The sequence below is a fragment of the Psychrobacter sp. TS_SC_6 genome (assembly GCF_056156305.1).
Map to the genome: position 1 here is coordinate 2,126,081 of NZ_CM149590.1, position 17,327 is coordinate 2,143,407.

The 17,327-nt window shown below is 40.8% G+C and carries 15 protein-coding genes; 7 read left to right on the forward strand and 8 right to left on the reverse strand.

The genetic code is table 11. The features are described 5' to 3' along the window. Positions 1 to 14 precede the first annotated feature (14 nt). The 5 genes from AC0J5Y_RS08985 to AC0J5Y_RS09005 all read right to left on the reverse strand — a co-directional run bounded on the left by AC0J5Y_RS08985 (position 15) and on the right by AC0J5Y_RS09005 (position 4,829). Positions 15 to 1,619, reverse strand: coding sequence for an alpha,alpha-trehalose-phosphate synthase (UDP-forming) (locus AC0J5Y_RS08985; protein WP_475130367.1), 1,605 nt, complete (start codon positions 1,617 to 1,619; stop codon positions 15 to 17). Continuing rightward, entirely contained in the window at positions 1,616 to 2,503 is an 888-nt protein-coding gene (gene otsB, locus AC0J5Y_RS08990) for a trehalose-phosphatase (protein ID WP_475130368.1), read from the reverse strand. Before otsB ends, AC0J5Y_RS08985 begins: the two co-directional genes overlap by 4 nt. Positions 2,504 to 3,171: 668 nt before the next feature. Beyond that, positions 3,172 to 3,408, reverse strand: a complete 237-nt coding sequence (locus AC0J5Y_RS08995) for a hypothetical protein (RefSeq protein WP_475130369.1) — start codon at positions 3,406 to 3,408, stop codon at positions 3,172 to 3,174. A gap of 327 nt (positions 3,409 to 3,735) precedes the next feature. Then, positions 3,736 to 4,014 (reverse strand): peptidylprolyl isomerase, encoded by a 279-nt coding sequence (locus AC0J5Y_RS09000; RefSeq protein WP_011514138.1) that lies wholly within the window; start codon positions 4,012 to 4,014, stop codon positions 3,736 to 3,738. A 401-nt stretch (positions 4,015 to 4,415) separates the two neighbouring features. Continuing rightward, positions 4,416 to 4,829, reverse strand: a complete 414-nt coding sequence (locus tag AC0J5Y_RS09005) for an organic hydroperoxide resistance protein (RefSeq protein ID WP_475130370.1) — start codon at positions 4,827 to 4,829, stop codon at positions 4,416 to 4,418. A 172-nt stretch (positions 4,830 to 5,001) separates the two neighbouring features. Between AC0J5Y_RS09005 and AC0J5Y_RS09010 the strand changes: the two genes are divergently transcribed. Next, positions 5,002 to 5,856, forward strand: a complete 855-nt coding sequence (locus AC0J5Y_RS09010) for an AraC family transcriptional regulator (protein ID WP_475130371.1) — start codon at positions 5,002 to 5,004, stop codon at positions 5,854 to 5,856. Between the two features lie 319 nt (positions 5,857 to 6,175). Here the strand turns inward: AC0J5Y_RS09010 and truC are convergent, their stop codons facing one another. Then, the gene (gene truC / locus AC0J5Y_RS09015; RefSeq protein ID WP_475130372.1) at positions 6,176 to 6,946 is read right to left on the reverse strand and encodes a tRNA pseudouridine(65) synthase TruC; all 771 of its coding nucleotides are present in this window, start codon (positions 6,944 to 6,946) and stop codon (positions 6,176 to 6,178) included. Between the two features lie 411 nt (positions 6,947 to 7,357). Here truC and ppc point away from each other — a divergent pair, with 411 nt between their 5' ends. Continuing rightward, on the forward strand, positions 7,358 to 10,138 hold the full coding sequence (gene ppc, locus AC0J5Y_RS09020; protein WP_475130373.1) for a phosphoenolpyruvate carboxylase: 2,781 nt from the start codon (positions 7,358 to 7,360) through the stop codon (positions 10,136 to 10,138). Between the two features lie 121 nt (positions 10,139 to 10,259). Here ppc and AC0J5Y_RS09025 read toward each other — a convergent pair whose 3' ends face one another. Further along, on the reverse strand, positions 10,260 to 10,985 hold the full coding sequence (locus AC0J5Y_RS09025) for a GntR family transcriptional regulator (protein WP_475130374.1): 726 nt from the start codon (positions 10,983 to 10,985) through the stop codon (positions 10,260 to 10,262). Positions 10,986 to 11,326: 341 nt separating this feature from the next. Here AC0J5Y_RS09025 and AC0J5Y_RS09030 point away from each other — a divergent pair, with 341 nt between their 5' ends. From AC0J5Y_RS09030 to AC0J5Y_RS09050, 5 genes are all read left to right on the forward strand, one after another. Continuing rightward, entirely contained in the window at positions 11,327 to 12,616 is a 1,290-nt protein-coding gene (locus AC0J5Y_RS09030) for an SLC13 family permease (protein WP_475130375.1), read from the forward strand. Between the two features lie 501 nt (positions 12,617 to 13,117). Continuing rightward, positions 13,118 to 14,137 (forward strand): Bug family tripartite tricarboxylate transporter substrate binding protein, encoded by a 1,020-nt coding sequence (locus AC0J5Y_RS09035; RefSeq protein ID WP_475130376.1) that lies wholly within the window; start codon positions 13,118 to 13,120, stop codon positions 14,135 to 14,137. A gap of 117 nt (positions 14,138 to 14,254) precedes the next feature. Next, positions 14,255 to 14,710, forward strand: a complete 456-nt coding sequence (locus AC0J5Y_RS09040; protein ID WP_475130377.1) for a tripartite tricarboxylate transporter TctB family protein — start codon at positions 14,255 to 14,257, stop codon at positions 14,708 to 14,710. A gap of 5 nt (positions 14,711 to 14,715) precedes the next feature. Next, positions 14,716 to 16,221 carry a tripartite tricarboxylate transporter permease gene (locus tag AC0J5Y_RS09045; protein WP_475130378.1) on the forward strand — a complete coding sequence of 502 codons (1,506 nt, stop codon included), beginning with the start codon at positions 14,716 to 14,718 and terminating at the stop codon, positions 16,219 to 16,221. Between the two features lie 154 nt (positions 16,222 to 16,375). Then, complete coding sequence (locus tag AC0J5Y_RS09050; protein ID WP_475130379.1) at positions 16,376 to 16,708, forward strand: hypothetical protein; 333 nt, start codon at positions 16,376 to 16,378, stop codon at positions 16,706 to 16,708. 179 nt (positions 16,709 to 16,887) lie between these two features. Here the strand turns inward: AC0J5Y_RS09050 and AC0J5Y_RS09055 are convergent, their stop codons facing one another. After that, complete coding sequence (locus tag AC0J5Y_RS09055) at positions 16,888 to 17,319, reverse strand: DUF6122 family protein (protein WP_475130380.1); 432 nt, start codon at positions 17,317 to 17,319, stop codon at positions 16,888 to 16,890. Positions 17,320 to 17,327: the final 8 nt, after the last annotated feature.

The window sequence follows — 17,327 nt, forward strand, 5'->3', positions numbered from 1 at the left end:
TCTCCTAACCATTCTTATGAGTCAGACAGGTAGACGGTGGCAGGCCTTAAGCTATCTGTTTGACAGCTTTTATCATCATACAAGTCCTCTAAAAAACTCTGCTGCCAAGTCTGTAAGTTATCTTGCTGTAGTCCTTGCAGTAACGACTGATGGCGCGACCGCCGCTCATCTAGTGGCATCGTCAAGGCAATGCTTAAACCCTCCGCCATACTGCTTGGCTGATATGGATCGATGATGACCGCAGCGTGCATTTGCTCTGCTGCTCCTGCATAACGTGAGAGCAGCAGCACGCCAGGATTATCAGGATTTTGAGCCGCAATATATTCTTTAGCCACCAGATTCATACCATCTTTAAGCGAGTTGACCCAGCCAATGTCACTTTGCCAAAACATCGCCATTAATGTCTTATGGCTTATGACACTTTCGCAATATTTGATTACTTGCCAATCCTCTATAGAGGGATCTTTTGTATCGTTACTGGGCAAAAACTGCTGATTAATATTATGAACAGCCGTTTTAACCTCATTATAAAGTTGCTGATAAGTAGGGACATCTAAGCGGCTAGGACAGGCGATTTGCAATAATTTTAGCTGATTTTGGTATGATGGATTTTGCTGTAAAAAATCGCGATATGCCGAAAAACGTCTTAATAACCCTTTTGAGTAATCGATTCTGTCCACGGCAATAACCTGCTGCGCGGCAGACTTTATGGTATGTTTATGCAGATTAGGATTGGCGGCTTGTAATGAGCCATGAGCAGATAAGTGGCTAACCTGTTGCTGGATTCTCTCGACATTCACACCGATTGGATAAGCCTTTATCATTAAAGAATGCTGAGGTTTTAACTCTAGATCAAACATTAACCGCACAGCAGATGATGGCTTTGCACTCGCAGCATGCTGCTTTTCGTGTAAAATATTGATGGGTAAATACTTTAAAAAACATGCTTCTGACAACTTATCTTTTAGATAATGTCGGCAGACAGCCAGACAGTTAACGCACCCTTGCTTCGTTTGCGTGCCAAGTACGTCATAATGAGCAAGATGGCCAATCAGCTCAGAGCTGTTATCAAGAGATTTCCAAAATGGCAATGACACAAAAGGGATATGTAAAAAAAAGCCGATGCGATTGCGAATACCTAACCGCCTACAATGATACGCCACACTTAAAAAATGATAATCATGTACCCAGATCACATCGCGAGGCTCTACAACTGTCCTTAATTGCTCAGCAAAAAGGCGATTTACCGCTTGATAGCCTGTATAATCCTCCGGCGCTTGACTCATTAAATCAACGCGCTCGTGCAGTAATGGCCATAGAACGTTATTAGCATAGCCGCAATAAAACTGCTGATATTGCTGAGTCGTAAAAGCCGTCGTCATATAAGTAATAGATGTCTTGCCCTGCGATATATCCATATCTGGCGAGACAGATTGTTTGGTGCTATTAAATCCATGAATAAAATCATCATTAATACTATCGCTGATCTCACCATTCCAACCCATCCAAATGACTGATTTTTCTATTAATACATCTTGCAGTGCTATCGCCAGTCCGCCTGCCATTGGATTGTTATCGGGCATTTTAACTCGATTAGACAAGACGATTAAGCGGCTCATATCATGTGCCTCACTCTCACTGGTTCTTTTGTTAGCGCCCTACGTTGTTTATAGAAACTCAGAAAGTTATTTAGTAAGATAGTCACTTCATGAGTATCATGTACATAGTAATGGGCGTGCGTCGGCTCATGACCAACTTTAATTCCCATCCCTTTTATGGGATCCTGATAGCCATCTAGCGATATACTTTCATCTTGTATCGCCATAAATCCTGCCTCATCCGTACTATCATCACCAATAAAAATAGGACAAAGACTCTTACTGCTCTGAGTTTTTTTTAGTAAGGTTAGAATGGCTGTGCCTTTATTAACTCCTTTTGGTACCAGCTCCCAAACATATTTACCGGGTTTTAACACCCAATTGGTATGCTTTATTAAAACTTCTGTCATGATGGTATAAGCTGTATCAGCCAAAGTAGGATTTTCTCGGAAATGCAGGGCAACAGAATAGGGTTTGTGTTCTATTGTAAAGCCATCAAAAGCAATACAAGATTGGGTAATGGCTTGTCTTATAATTGCAAGCTCAGTGGTGTCAATAGAGACAGGGTCTGTCTCATCATTATCGCTGTCATTATGCAATGCGATCTCTAGTCCATGAGTGGCGGCAACTGACAAACTTAAAGGTGACAGCATTTTCCTTGCTTCCGCCAAACTGCGTCCTGTCACGACAGCGATTTTCACCCCATGATTTTGTATTTTTTGTAAAAGCAATAAGGTTGATTTTGGGATAACACTGTCTTTTGGATTCAGTGTGAAATCAGCTAACGTACCATCTATATCTAGAAACAAATAATAATTTTGCTGAGGGCATAAATAGTCGGCAAAGTTATTCGGCTGAATATAGATAGGTCGCCCATTTGTACGAGCGCTTCTTCCTGAAGTCACTGCCTTTTCCTCTTTAATCAAGTATCATTTAATAAAGGGTCATTTAGTCGAGGGCTGTAATCAGTGCAATATAAAAATTTATACCAGTTTCATGTTGTCAGATAACGTATCCATTTTATTTAGCATCGACTGTACCTCGAAACCTTACTTAAAGGTGCTAATAAAAAAGGTGCTAATAAACTCTCAAATTCGATACCAAGTTTGCCATAAACCAGATCAAAGTCCGATAGTAAGATTGATTAATTTATTATCATTTCTGTAACTTATAAAGCTTTGTTTGTATTGATAATTTCAGTATAGCTTCTTTATTGACACTCGCTAATGGCACTCAGACTGAAGCGATATAAATTTAAACCCGTTCTGCGTTGCAATACAAGGTATCTGTTTTATTTGAAAGCGTGGTATTGGTTTACAATGAGTATCAGCGCAGGTATCAAACATAACAGGTTCAGTGATTGTGATGGCTAAAGATGGATTGCACATCCTATAGCCTATATAGCTTAGATACCGCCAGCCCCTTTACTTGAGACTTCACTGTTTTCCACCAATATCGCTGCAGCGCTCTTTTTCAGAACTGCCCACTGCTTATCATCAATATAAATACCTTCTTTCCATGCCCTTTGATGGGTTACCTACAACTCATCTGTTGATACTTTATGATCAAAGTACTAAATATCCTGTTCAATATCAAAGTTGGTTATTAATAGCTCAATGACCATGTCCATGTCAGTAGTATTGTAGTTAGCCTGTGCTTCATCAGCATTGATTTGCCCTGCAAACGTATCAACAAGCTCAGGATAAAGCTCCATCAGACAAGAGATAATCACCTCTTGGCTCTCAAAACTAAGGTACACCTGACGCTGTAAAAAATCAGCCCACGTAACACATCCTTCAATCTCGCTCATAAAGTTATTTTGTAGCTTATTCAGCTCATCAACGACAGTACTATATTCGGTGAAAAGTAATATCGATACAACACGTACTGCTTGTGCAAGTTTTTCTTGTTTGCTGTCCCGTTGCTGCCAGAGGCCGCAAAAAATTTACACCAGTAATACTATAGCGACTTTAAAGTATTTCAACTATATAGGGTGCTATCAGCAATTCAAGTCTGCTTATGCATACCATATGTTTAAAAAGCCTCAGTCTAACGACTGAGGCTTTTTTTATCGGCAAAATATGGAATGTACCGGGAAATACTAGGTTGATATCAATCGAAGCTCAGAATATAGCCCTTAAGTTCTATAAAGCACTTTAACCACATGCCAGCCAAATTTGGTTTTCACTAAGTGTGGGGTGAGGAGTTCGCCGCTGAAGCAGATTTTATCAAATGGCGGTACCATGTCGCCTTGTTTAAACTCACCTAAGCTGCCGCCTTTTTTAGCTGATGGGCAGGTTGAGTATTTCTTAGCCAACACATCAAACATGTTGCCTTTTTTAAGCTTGGCAAGGATATCTTCAGCTTGTTCCTTGTCTTTTACTAAAATGTGTAATGCGCTAGCTGTACGAGCCATAAGGTAAACCCTTTATAAAATATCGATTATCGGGGCATTATATCATTACTTACCTTGGTTGCTAAACTTACTGATCTGCGCTGCTTCATCAAAAGTCATTATCTGCCTTTTGAGTGTCAGTACCATATATCTAGCAGATGCCCATAAACAGTTTAATTTGAGCTAAAAATAATTGGCAGCTTATGTACCCCGTGCTTATACAGTCGATTTATTAATCGCCGCTAGCCCTTGTAACTTAGTCAGCGGAAGACAATAAACTGGAGCTTGTGTAAGAATTTTAGTATTTATATTGCTTAGTACCATAAAAAATTGCTTGGCTACTCTAGGTAGCCAAGCAATTTTAAATTCTATTATTATTGTACTATTTTTTATAGTTATTAAATTTTAATGACAAACACTATTTAAACAACCATAACATGCAAGCGCACATCAACATTGCCACGAGTGGCATTAGAGTAGGGGCAAACTTGATGAGCTGTCTCGATCAGACTTTGTGCTTGCGCTTCATCAATACCAGATACCTCGACAGACAGCTCTATATCCAAGTTATAGCTATTATCAGCTTTCATACCAATACCAACTTGAGCAGATGTTTTCGAAGCGGTTACTGGTAATTTCATTTGTTGTGCAGTCATATTTAGCGCACTATCAAAACACGCTGCATAACCCATCGCAAACAGCTGCTCTGGATTCACCCCCTCTTTATCTTTTTCTTGAAAAGATACCAAATCAAAACCGAGCGAACCATCGTCAAGACCTGTATGTCCAGAACGACCACCAGTTGCTGTAGCACGAGTTTTATAAAATATTTTCATTATGCGTTCCTTATGTAGATTTATTGAATATGATTAAAATCAGACTTGATACGTCGTGATAGGACAATTATAAATGCGCAGCTGATCATTCGTTAGAACAGTCCTATAAAACTCTTGCCTAATTATCCAAAAATTTATACTATCAAGCAAACCTAAACATACGAAAAATATCATGCAAGCAAAAACCATTGAGCAACTGCTTAGACTATTACCCAAAAATAAAACAATCGAATCTACTATTCCAAACTTATTTTTCTATTGCGCTGACAGACCAAGTAAAACCGTCAGCTACATTCAAGAGCCTAGCATATGTATCGTCCTGCAAGGCGAGCGCGAGATTTACTTAGGAGAAAAGTGCCAGAATTTTGGTAACAGTGATCTGATGTTTTGTCCAGTAGATGCTCCAGTCAGTATGAACATTAAACAGGCATCACACGACCATCCTGTCATCGTTTTATCAATGAAGTTAAATCTTGTGATGATTCGAGAGGTACTCACTAGAATATCGCCTCAACAACCCGTAAAAGAAGGCTACTTGGGAATAAAATGGCAATTAGATGACACCATCATGACCGCGTTCGAGCGACTGATCAATTTGCTCGATTATCCAAATGATATTGATTTTATGTCGTCCTTGATCCAGCAAGAGATTTACTATCGCTTATTATCAGGACAGCAAGGCAATAGGCTGCGACAGCTCGTTATTCATGGCAGTCATACCCATCGTATAAGCCAAGCAATCGTTTGGCTTAAGTCGCATCTAGATGAGCCAATGGTCATTGCAGACTTGGCAAGTCAATGCGGTATGAGTATCTCAGGTTTTCACCAACACTTTAAAGAGATTACACAGTTGAGTCCGCTACAGTATCAAAAAAAATTACGATTAATGGAAGCGAGGCGTCTGATCATAACCAATGACTCTCAAATATCACAGATTGCCATGCAAGTAGGCTATGAAAGCCCCAGCCAATTTAGCCGAGAATATAAACGATTATTTGGAAACAGTCCCAATAGCGATTTGAGTTAAGGGGTTGAAAAAACTGGTGAAGTTATTACTACAAATGAGTATTTTTTGAAACGGTAATCTTCCAAGTTACTGTCTACGAATTTGACAGCAAATGTCAGTTCAAGTCCTCACTATGAACCTAAACCTTTGGTTACAGCATCCGTATTTCCGATCTTTATTATTTTAAAACCTGCTAACTATAGTAAGCTTAGTATAAAAACGATACAGCAGGACTGGAATGAATTTTTTGCAGCATCGAGCTGCGCAGGCACAGCACGCCAGAAAAATTTATACCAGTGCCGCGTCAAAATTTGAAGATAAACTCTAAACTTTAAGCTGGTTAATCTTTGGCACTCTCTACCCAAGAAAACTCTTCCATAATGCGCAGCCATTGGTCGTCTAATCCCGCTTTTAATAGTAATGGCTCACCAGTGACCGGATGGCTGAGCGCTAAAGTCTGAGCATGCAGTAGCATGCGCGCGCAACCATATTGAGTACGAAAAAATCGATTGTGCCTTCCGTCGCCGTGGCTGGTATCACCCACGATATGATGAAATAAATGTCTCATATGCCGACGCAGTTGATGCTTACGTCCGGTCTCGGGGGTTAAGCGCATTAGACTATAGCGGCTCGTGTCATGCTTTTTTGACACCGCAAATGGCAACTCAATTTGTGCCAAACTTTGCCAATGGGTCACCGCCTCTTGAGCAGGTTTATCCAAATTAGCGAACTTATCGGCAATAGCATCGGGCTGAAAGCTCAACGCATAATCAACGGTACCTTGTTCTGACATATAGCCGCGCACCACAGCTAAATATTGCTTGGTCACTTTGTGTTCAGTAAAAGCCTCCGTAAGGCTGCGCGCCACGGCTGAACTTTTGGCAAACAACAACACGCCTGACGTAGGCTTGTCTAACCTATGCACCGGAAACACATGGCAACCTACCGCATCACGGGTGAGCTGCATGGCAAAGCGTGTCTCGCCTTTATCCAGCCAACTGCGATGCACCAACAGCCCAGCCTCTTTGTTAATCGCCACCAGAAATTCATCTTCATAGATGATTTCTATTTGATTAGCGATTTGATTGGCGGTGTCGCTTTCGATATTCATTTTTTCAGTGCCTATATTTTAGATATCATAATTATATATCCTTTTTAGCAAACGCTACCAATTCACGTATAAAAGGTATTCCAATAATTTTGCCCATATTCCTTGCCTATCCTATAACTCTCAGTCTCACGCGCTTTTAACCGCCTCGGTATTGCCGCTAACTTAATCCGCTAACTTCTTTAATATGCGAAGTCACCCATGCTACACTCTAGAAGATAGCTTGCCAGCCTTTATCGCCTCATTACTGTGCTGATTCGCTTTTATCAAAGATACTAAGTCTCTAATAAAAGTGAATATTAGTCCTATTCACTGCTCATTACTAAACATTATATTAAGCAGTATTTTTCTTTATACAAAATTACAGATTTACTGCTTCACTATTTTTTAATTAATTTAAGGATCAGGTCAAGGATGATAATAGATAATGACATATTACGTGAACGCATTAGTTTATTGGGTTCCCTCCTAGGGGATGCGATTTCTCGCCAGACTGGTGAACAAACGCTGCATACTATTGAAACGCTGCGCAAAGGTTTTATTCAACAGCGCCGTGAGCCTAATGAAGCGCATAAGCAGAAGCTCATCGATTTTATTGCTTCTTTAGACAATCAAACCTTAAAAAATGTCATCCGCAGCTTCTCTATCTATTTTTTCTTAGCCAATCTAAGTGAAGAGAATTATCTACGTGAAGAGCGCCATGCATTACGTATGCAATCAGAACAGAGCTGGGAAGGATCGTTTCGCCGTACTTTACTAGAGTGTCGTGAACGCAATATTGAGCCAGCACAGATGCAAGAGCTCATTGAGCAACTAAAATTCATCCCTGTCTTTACCGCACATCCTACTGAAGCGCGTCGCCGTACAACGATGAACTTATTACAAGGTTTATTCACTCATAGCGATGCCTTAAATAACGTTGCACAAAACAGTTTTGCCTACGAGCAAGCCAGAGAAAAAACGGCGCAATCGATTGATCTGCTATGGTCGTCTGATGAAGTGCGGACGCGTAAGCCTTTGGTCTATGACGAAATAAATAATGGTCTGCATTATTTCAATGCCAGTTTATTCAACGCCATTCCCAAAGTTTATCGTAATATTAAAAACGCCATTATTGATATCTATCCTGAGCTAACAGACTATCCATTACCTGCTTTCATAAGCTTTGGCTCTTGGATCGGTGGCGACAGAGATGGCAACCCCTTTGTCACTCATGACACCACAGAAATGGCGGTATTGATGCATGCAGATACCGTGCTACGTCACTATCAAGTGCTGCTTAAGAAACTACGTCGTCAGCTTATTCATAGTGATACGATTGTTACTATCGAACCTGATGTGTATTCCAAGATTGAAATTTATAGTGAGCTCGATAGACGAGTCTTTGATTACAATCTTGATGATTACGGCAATGAACCTTATCGCAGATTCCTCTCCTTAATCCTGAATAAGGTCAAAGCCACCAATCGTCTGATTCAAAGTAAGGGTAATGATAGTGCGGCTAAAAAAGATGCCTATTCCAATCCGCAAGAACTGCTAGAAGATTTGCGCATCATCCGTCAAAGTGTGAATACTCATGATACTGCACATGGCGAAGGCTTATTACTCGATATAATACGTTTGGTCAAAACCTGTGGCTTCCATTTGGCAGCGCTCGATATTCGCCAAGAATCGTCTTATCATAGCGAAGTGATTGCCGATATCTTTGCCAATGCCTCAAATTTGCCAGACTACCAAACGCTGGGTGAAACCGAGCGTCAGGAATGGTTAACTCGTTTATTAGAGAAGCCCGGCACACCGCTCATTTATACCGATAATTTAACGGATAAAACCCGCGAACAATTGGCCTTGATGCACTCAGTGGCGACACTGCGTAAACTGGTTGGGCAAGATACTTTTGGCAGTTATGTTATCTCGATGACCAATAATGCCAGTCAATTATTAGAAGTATTGCTACTCATGCGCTTTGCAGGCTTATGTAGAGTGGATGACGAAGGACAACTGTCTGCCGACTTGCCCATAGCACCGTTATTTGAGACCATCGAAGATCTTAAGAATATCGATCAGATCCTGCCTGCGGTTTTAGATAATCCGCTTTATCGAGGGTTGCTACGACACTCAGATAATACCCAAGAAATCATGTTGGGTTATTCAGATTCGTCAAAGGATGGTGGCATCATTACTTCTGCATGGCAGCTTTATAGCGCGCAGCAGACCATTAACCATATCGCAGAAGACTATGGCATCAAAACCCGCCTGTTTCATGGCCGCGGTGGCTCAGTCAGTCGTGGTGGTGGCTCAACCCATAAGGCGATTGCCGCTCAGCCCGCAGGGACACTGCATGGTGAGATTAAAGTGACCGAACAAGGTGAAGTCCTTTATGCCAAGTATGCCAACACCGATACCGCTGTATTTGAGCTAACCATGGGCATCACTGGCACGCTTAAAGCTTGTTCTTCAAGATTCGTAGTACAACCACCTGAGCTGCCACATTATGAAGCGCTCTTTGCTCGTTTAGCAGATGCAGGTGAGCAGCGTTATCGCAAGCTTACCGACCATACCGAAGGGTTTTATCAGTTCTACTCACAAGCAACGCCGGTGGCAGAAATCTCGTTATTAAATATTGGCTCGCGCCCTGCCCATCGTAATAAAGGTCTACCAAGTAAGACGACTTTGCGGGCGATTCCTTGGGTATTTGGTTGGTCATTAGCGCGCTTTACACTGCCCGCTTGGTATGGTGTCGGCAGTGCGTTGCATAGCGTCATCGATGATGAAGCACTAATGAAAGAAATGATTGACTGCTGGCCATTTTTTAACGTCTTTGTTAGCAATATTGAAATGGCGTTTACCAAGTCTGATATGAGTATTGCTCATGCTTATAGCCAATTATGTGACGATGAGAGGTTACGTGAACAGATTATGACAGCAGTGACGGATGAGCACGAGCTGACCTATTCAGGTTTAAACTCATTGCTTAACCAAGAGTCATTATTAGAGCATCAGCAGAATCTTGCCGCTTCCCTTGAATGGCGGAATGCGTATTTAGATCCAACCAACTATATCCAAATTGAGCTATTAAAGCGTGCCAGACAAAAAGACGCTACAAGCGATACCAATTATGGTGATCTCGACGTTGAAGATCCATTAATCCGTAGTATTAATGCCTTGGCAGCAGGTCTACGCAATACAGGGTAATGGATAAAACAGAAAAATATATGCAAAAAAGACAGTACTTTTAGTATTTACTAAAGGTACTGTCTTTTAATCTGCTTATCTCAAACGGTCACTTAATTATCGATATAGATTTAATAAACGCCTAAATAATATTAATCTCATAGCTGAACTTCTCTGCCAGCCCATAGGATTCTCTATATTCGATAGGATCACCTTCTAGATTCTTCGCAATGCGGCATACCTTAACTAAGTTTTCTTGCTTAGTATTGCCCAGATAATCGTCGCTGTGATCCGTTATAAAATACATCGTCTCTACAGCAGATGACACAAATTGACCACACTTGGTATAGTAAAATGGATAGAGAAGATTCTCGAAATCTTCAGGATTTAAGGTTGCAAAAGCTTGGAAGCGACTCTTAGGTAACCAAATCTTTTCACTTAGCAAAACTCTGTCTTCAACCATACGCAGACGTTCTATATAAATAAGAGCCTTGTTTTTACTTATATTTAGTTTTCTATTAATGTCCTCAATGCCGTCGATGACTGTGATTTTTTTGATGATGCCCGTCGGTGTGACATAGCTCGCCTCTTTATCACGAAACTTAAAAAACCTTAATAATGAGCTTGCAAAATCTGGACGTTTTAAGAAGGTGCCTTTGCCTTGCTGCTTTATTAACACCCCATCTTCTACCAATTTTTCGACAGCTTTACGGACAGTGCCTACAGATACTTCATACTTATCTGCAAACTCCTGTTCCGTAGGTAAGGGTGTGTTTTCATCCCACTTACTCTCTGTCAGTAACGTCTGTATATGACATCGCACTTGCTCATAACGTGGCATTTTAAATTCTTTGAAATTATTTAACATTTTTTTCACCACAGTGGAAAGGTTTTTATTAACTGTTTCAATCTCGTCAAGCACTGTTATTGCTGTAAAAATACGTTATCTCTGATCAACTTCTCTTAAGCTTTCATCGCATTCGATAGGTATCACATTAATATTAAAGCATTATTATATTTTTATGCTTAATCTTTCCTAATTAACGGCAACTTTTTTGCTATTATTCTATTCAAACAAATGTAGTTTGAAGACTTATAAGGTATTCTAGTCCAGAAAACCCTGTGTCAATATTAGCGTAATACTCTTTACTCTGTAAAAACTGCTATGGTTTTTTATAGAATTCATACAGTTAAGGTCAAGGAGTAGTCGTGACTCTTTATATTCTAGCCGCCATCGTAATATGTATCATTTTAGGCTATACCACTAAGATTAATATTGGCCTATTTGCTATTGCATTTTCATATCTGATCGGTTGTTTCGGTATGGGGATGAAGGCACATGAAATTGTTGAGCTATGGCCTCTCAAAATTTTCTTTGTTATTTTTGCGGTGACTCTTTTCTATAACTTCCCCCTAGCTAACGGTGCTTTAGAGAAGCTATCTAATCATCTAATCTATAAGTGCCGTCACTTTCCCGCATTCCTACCTTTAGTCATTTTCCTTGTGGCCACGATTATTGCAGGCTTAGGGGCTGGTTATTATACGGTCTTAGCGACGATGGCACCGATGATCCTGCTGTTGTCTAAACGCACTAACTTGAATCTTGTTATCGCTACTTTATCAGTGAACTATGGTGCTTTAGCTGGTGCTAACTTTATCACTTCACAAAGCGGTGTTATTTTTAGAGAGCTCATGCGCGGCGCAGGTGTCGCAAATGATAATACCTTTACTTATGTGTTAGGGGTGTTCGCTGTCACTTTTATAATGCCTATGATTGTATTGGGTGCTTATAGCTTTATCAATGCTAAAAACAGCAAAGTCGCGATTCAGACGAACATACCAGAACCCTTTGACAGTAAGCAAAAACAGTCTCTTATACTGATCTTTATTATGATGGCTATTGTACTTATCGTGCCCATTTTAAATCTACTCATGCCACAAGTATCAGCGATTCAGTTTTTGAACGCTCGGATTGATATTGGTTTTATCGCCATATTTTTTGCTTTAGTGAGCTTATTTTTAAAATTAGGCGATGAAAAAGCAGTGATTGCTTTAATACCTTGGAATACCCTAATTATGATTTGTGGTGTTGGTATGTTGATTAGCCTCGGAGTAGAAATAGGCGTTATTTACGAGCTGACAGAATGGCTAAGTACCAATGTACCTATCTGGATGATACCGATTTTAGTCTTCGTTATTAGCGCCATTATGTCGATATTTGCTAGTACCCTCGGGGTAGTCGCCCCTACTTTATTCCCTATGGTCCTGCCCCTAGCCATTGCCTCTGGACTAAGCCCTTTATTACTATTTACCTGTATTGTTGTGGGGGCGCAAAGCTCATCACTCTCGCCTTTCTCATCAGGAGGTAGTCTGATGTTAGGCGCTTCTCAAGTGGTTATAAACAAAGACAAGCTTTTTAATGCGCTATTATTCAAAGCAGTGCCCTTAGATATTGGTATTGGAATACTCGCAATTCTAATTATTCAGCTGATGTTTTAACTTCTTATCGACAAAATATACCGTGATTTTTCAAAATTTTTACACCTGCTTGCTATATTTTGACCCCAATATATCTATTTTTCTCACTAAATATATAACTGCTTAAATTGTTGTCATAGCTTCGTAATGGTATTGATATCAACGGGATTTTTGATACATCTAAATCACCTCTGCCATCACTAATTATTCCTATCTATCTGTTTTGGTTAAATTAAATATTTTTTTGAAGGTATTAATATTATTTACTCATCCTGCATATTGCTATAACAGGAGACCCTATGCCGCCTTCAGTTTAATATATTACTATAAAATTCATATATACATACATATGTTTCTTGTTATTTTTAAAATATTCTGTTACTTTTGGCAAGTGATAAATCTCTACTGTTACGAAGTTTAGTCATCTCGTTAATCGAGTCTTCACTTCGAATGTAATAATTTTATATGTTAAACAAAATTTTATTGAATTTTTATTGTAAAAATACACACAAGGAGCGTCGTGTGAACAAACTATCTTATTTGGCTCTTGGCCTGTCTGTATTGACCCTCACCGCATGTAATAACGCTAACGAAACTGCTGGCGCAGGCGCAGATGAATTTTCAGGTCCTTCACGTCCAGAATGTATCGCCCCTGCAAAACCAGGTGGTGGCTTTGACTTGACTTGTAAGCTTGCGCAAGCCGGCTTAAAAGACACTGGTCTCTTAACAGATCCGATGCGTGTCACTTATATGCCAGGCGGCGTTGGTGCGGTTGCTTACAATAAAATCGTTGCCAATGATCGTGATAATGGCGATGCGATTGTTGCGTTCTCTACCGGTTCTCTCCTCAACTTATCACAAGGTAAATTTGGTAAATTTACTGAAAAAGACGTGAAATGGTTAGCTGCCGTTGGTACCGATTATGGTGCTATCGCTGTGAATGCCGATTCACCAATCAAAGATCTAGCAGGATTGGTCGCTGAACTCAAATCAAATCCAAAAGCGGTTAGTTTTGCGGCTGGTGGTAGTGTTGGTGGTCAGGATTGGATGCAAACGGCCATTTTGGCCAAAGCAGTTGGCGTTAACCCTAGCGACATGACTTATGTGGCGATGGAAGGCGGCGGAGAGGCGATTACGGCGGTAATGGGTAACCATGTTACTGTCGTGAGTGCTGGTATTGCAGAGATTATGCCCCAAGCCAGTGCTGGTAAACTAAAAGTATTAGCTGTGTTTGCAGAAGAAAGGCTGGGCGGTAGTATGGCAGATATTCCTACTGCTATAGAGCAAGGCTATGACGTTAATTGGCCTGTCATGCGTGGTTATTACATGGGTCCAGATGTTAGTCCTGCTGCTTACGCTTGGTGGAAAGCATCGTTTGACAAGATGCTTGCTGATCCAAAGTTTGCTGAATTGCGCGAACAGCAAGAGCTACTACCTTTCTCTATGACAGGTGAAGAGCTTGAAGCCTATGTTTATAAGCGTACTGGGGAGCTACGTGAGCTATCAGCTGAATATAACCTCCTTGGCGCTGAAGCCAAATAGCCTGATTAAGACCATACTCCCTTAATGATTGAATACTAAATTTTTATAGCATTCATCAAAGGTTGACAGATGACACATCTATCAACCTTTTTATTTTAAAGTTTAAGGATTACTGCTATGACAATGGAACGTCTGTTCTCGGGGCTGATGGGGCTATTTAGTTTATTTCTAATATACTTAGCCATTGGTTACGTCGCCCCTATTGCCTATGACCCTATCGGCCCTCGACCCTATCCTATTCTGATTTTTTCAATTATGGCGCTTTTGACCTTAGTCATTGCTTTTCGTCCCGCGCGATTTACCAAAGTCATTGATTTAGGCTACAACAGTATAGTGATTCGAAACTTGCTTTTGTGTGTCAGCGTATTGTTAATTTATAGCTTGATTTTTGAGCCTTTGGGTTTTGTTGTTGCTACCACCCTGATGTGTTTTGCGGTTGCTTTATTGTTCGCCGGCAACCCTATTAAAAGCCTTATCTTTTCAGTTGTGATCAGTATCGCCTTGTATGCCTTGTTTGACATGGCTTTAGACGTCATTCTGCCACTTGGAATATTATCAGGAATAATGGGATAGCTATTATGGAAACTTTTGATTTTTTAATGCACGGTTTTTCCGTAGCCACTTTACCCAAAAACTTATTGATTGCTCTCATTGGTGCCTTTATTGGTACTGTCGTAGGTATGTTGCCGGGTCTTGGCCCTATCAACGGTGTGGCGATACTATTACCTTTTGCCTTTGCCCTCGGTCTGCCACCAGAGAGCGCGCTTATTTTACTGGCGGCTGTATATCTTGGTTGTGAATATGGTGGGCGTATCTCTGCCATCTTAATCAACGTGCCAGGCTCTGCCGCAGCGGTGATGACCTCATTGGATGGTAATCCTCTCGCTCTGCAAGGCAAAGCAGGTATCGCCTTGTCCATATCTGCAGTAGCTTCGTTTGTTGGTTCTACTATTGCTACCCTTGGTGTGGTACTGTTTGCACCATTATTGGCTAAATGGGCGGTGTCTTTTGGACCTGCTGAATACTTTGTATTGATGGTATTTGCCATTACCTGTTTGAGTGGTTTGGTCGGTGATCAACCTATCAAAACAGCCGTTGCAGCTATGATAGGCTTAGGTCTTGCTACTGTTGGTGTCGATGCGGTTACTGGTATTTACCGCTTCACGTTTGATTCAGTGAATTTATCAGATGGTATTCAGTTCACCACCATCGTTATTGGTTTCTTTAGTATTAGTGAAATCTTGATATTGCTGGAAAGAACCAGTACTGGTCAGAAAGTCATCGAGCAGGGCAAGCGTAGCTTATTCAATTTTAAAGAGTTGACCTTTACTTTTGGCGCCATGGTACGTAGTGGCCTCATGGGCTTTGTCGTCGGTATCCTTCCAGGTGCAGGCGCAACGATTGCGAGTGCCATGACATACACTAGCGAACGTAAAATTGCGGGCGATAGTGGCAAGTTTGGTGAAGGCGATCTTCGTGGTTTGGCATCACCAGAAGCCGCTAATAATGCGTCAGCGTGTGGCTCATTCGTGCCAATGTTGACCTTGGGTGTGCCGGGTTCTGGTACAACTGCGGTCATGATGGGTGCATTAACCTTGTATAACATTACACCAGGTCCGCAGCTATTTACTGAGCAGCCTGACATCGTTTGGGGTCTTATCGCCTCTTTGTTCATCTGTAACGTTATTTTGTTAGTAATGAACATTCCGTTAGTTGGTCTGTTTGCAAAATTGCTTGATGTACCAAACTATATCTTGATACCGTCAATCGCCGCCGTTAGTTTCGTTGGTGTTTACTCTATCAACAGCACGACTTTTGATATGGTACTCATGGTAGGACTTGGAATATTTGGTTATTTCTTACGTAAGTTGAATTTCCCATTATCAGCGCTTATTCTAGGTTATGTATTAGGAGAGCTGATGGAGTCTAACCTACGCCGTGCCTTGTCTATTTCTCAAGGTGAAATGTCTATCTTGTGGGGTAGTCCAATTACTATGTCGTTATGGGTACTTGTGGTACTGATGGTATTTATGCCAGTCATTCGTAAACAGTATCGTAAACGCTTTAAGAAGACAGCTGTTTAATCTATCGCAAGTCTGCTTATTCGTTTTCTCCGGCGGTGGTCATACTATATGTATGATCACCGTTTTTTTTAGGTCGAATCACTGAAATACCTCACGTACTGCTGGTGCCGCGCAGTCAAACCATTGTCGCCAGACCGCAGCTGCCGCAGCCAGCTTGGGACTTGAATGCCATTTAGTTTTGAGTGGACAAAAACCAGAACAGTTGCAAGGCAATCTTTTATTGGATAAGATTTTTGGCTGCCATATCCACTGGGCAGGCAACAACCGTAAAGGGGAAGACATTCCTGATATCGTAGGACAACTCAAAAAAGAAGGTAAGAAACCTTATATTGTTCCCTATGGCGGCTCAAGCGAGCTTGGTGCTTTTGCCTTTGTTGAAGCGTTTAAAGAGCTTGAATTACAACGTAAAGAGAAGGATATCTCATTCACGAATATCGTTTTGCCTCCAGCTCCGGCGGGACACAAGTGGGTTGATGCTGGGCAATAAAATCTTTAACTCGCCTTATCAGGTCATGGGTATCAATATTGATTCTGGACTACCATTAATCTAACTATAATTTTTAGGCAATAATACCATCTGTATTTTATCCGCACAGTCGTTATCTATCTAAAGCAATCAACATTTAGATTGATTTTTTAGCGACGCGGCCGTCTGTTTAACAAAGCTTATTTCAAACTATCCGCTAACCATATGACAAGTTCACGAGCAGGCGCATTATCCAACGCTTGAGGAATATTAGCATACGTTATGACACAATCATTTAGATCAGTGAGCATATGCAATAGTAGGCCCAAACCAATGACTTTATAGGGCTTAGGTAGCAGTAACATACCTACATATACCGCCATTGCATAATAAGTATGCAGCGGATGGAAATTTATACTACAGCGATTGGGCAAGAATATAGGCGTTGCTAGCAGATGATCCAAATCAATAACCATAGTGGCGAGCAATATCAGATAAACCTTTTTATAGTCACTACGGAAAAAAACATAGGCAACGATTAAAGGCATTCCGAAGTGAAAAAAGTAGTGAATAAGTGTTTGCATCATATTTACTCGGCTATCTGATAGTAACCACAAATTTTTCTCATTCATCTTATTTA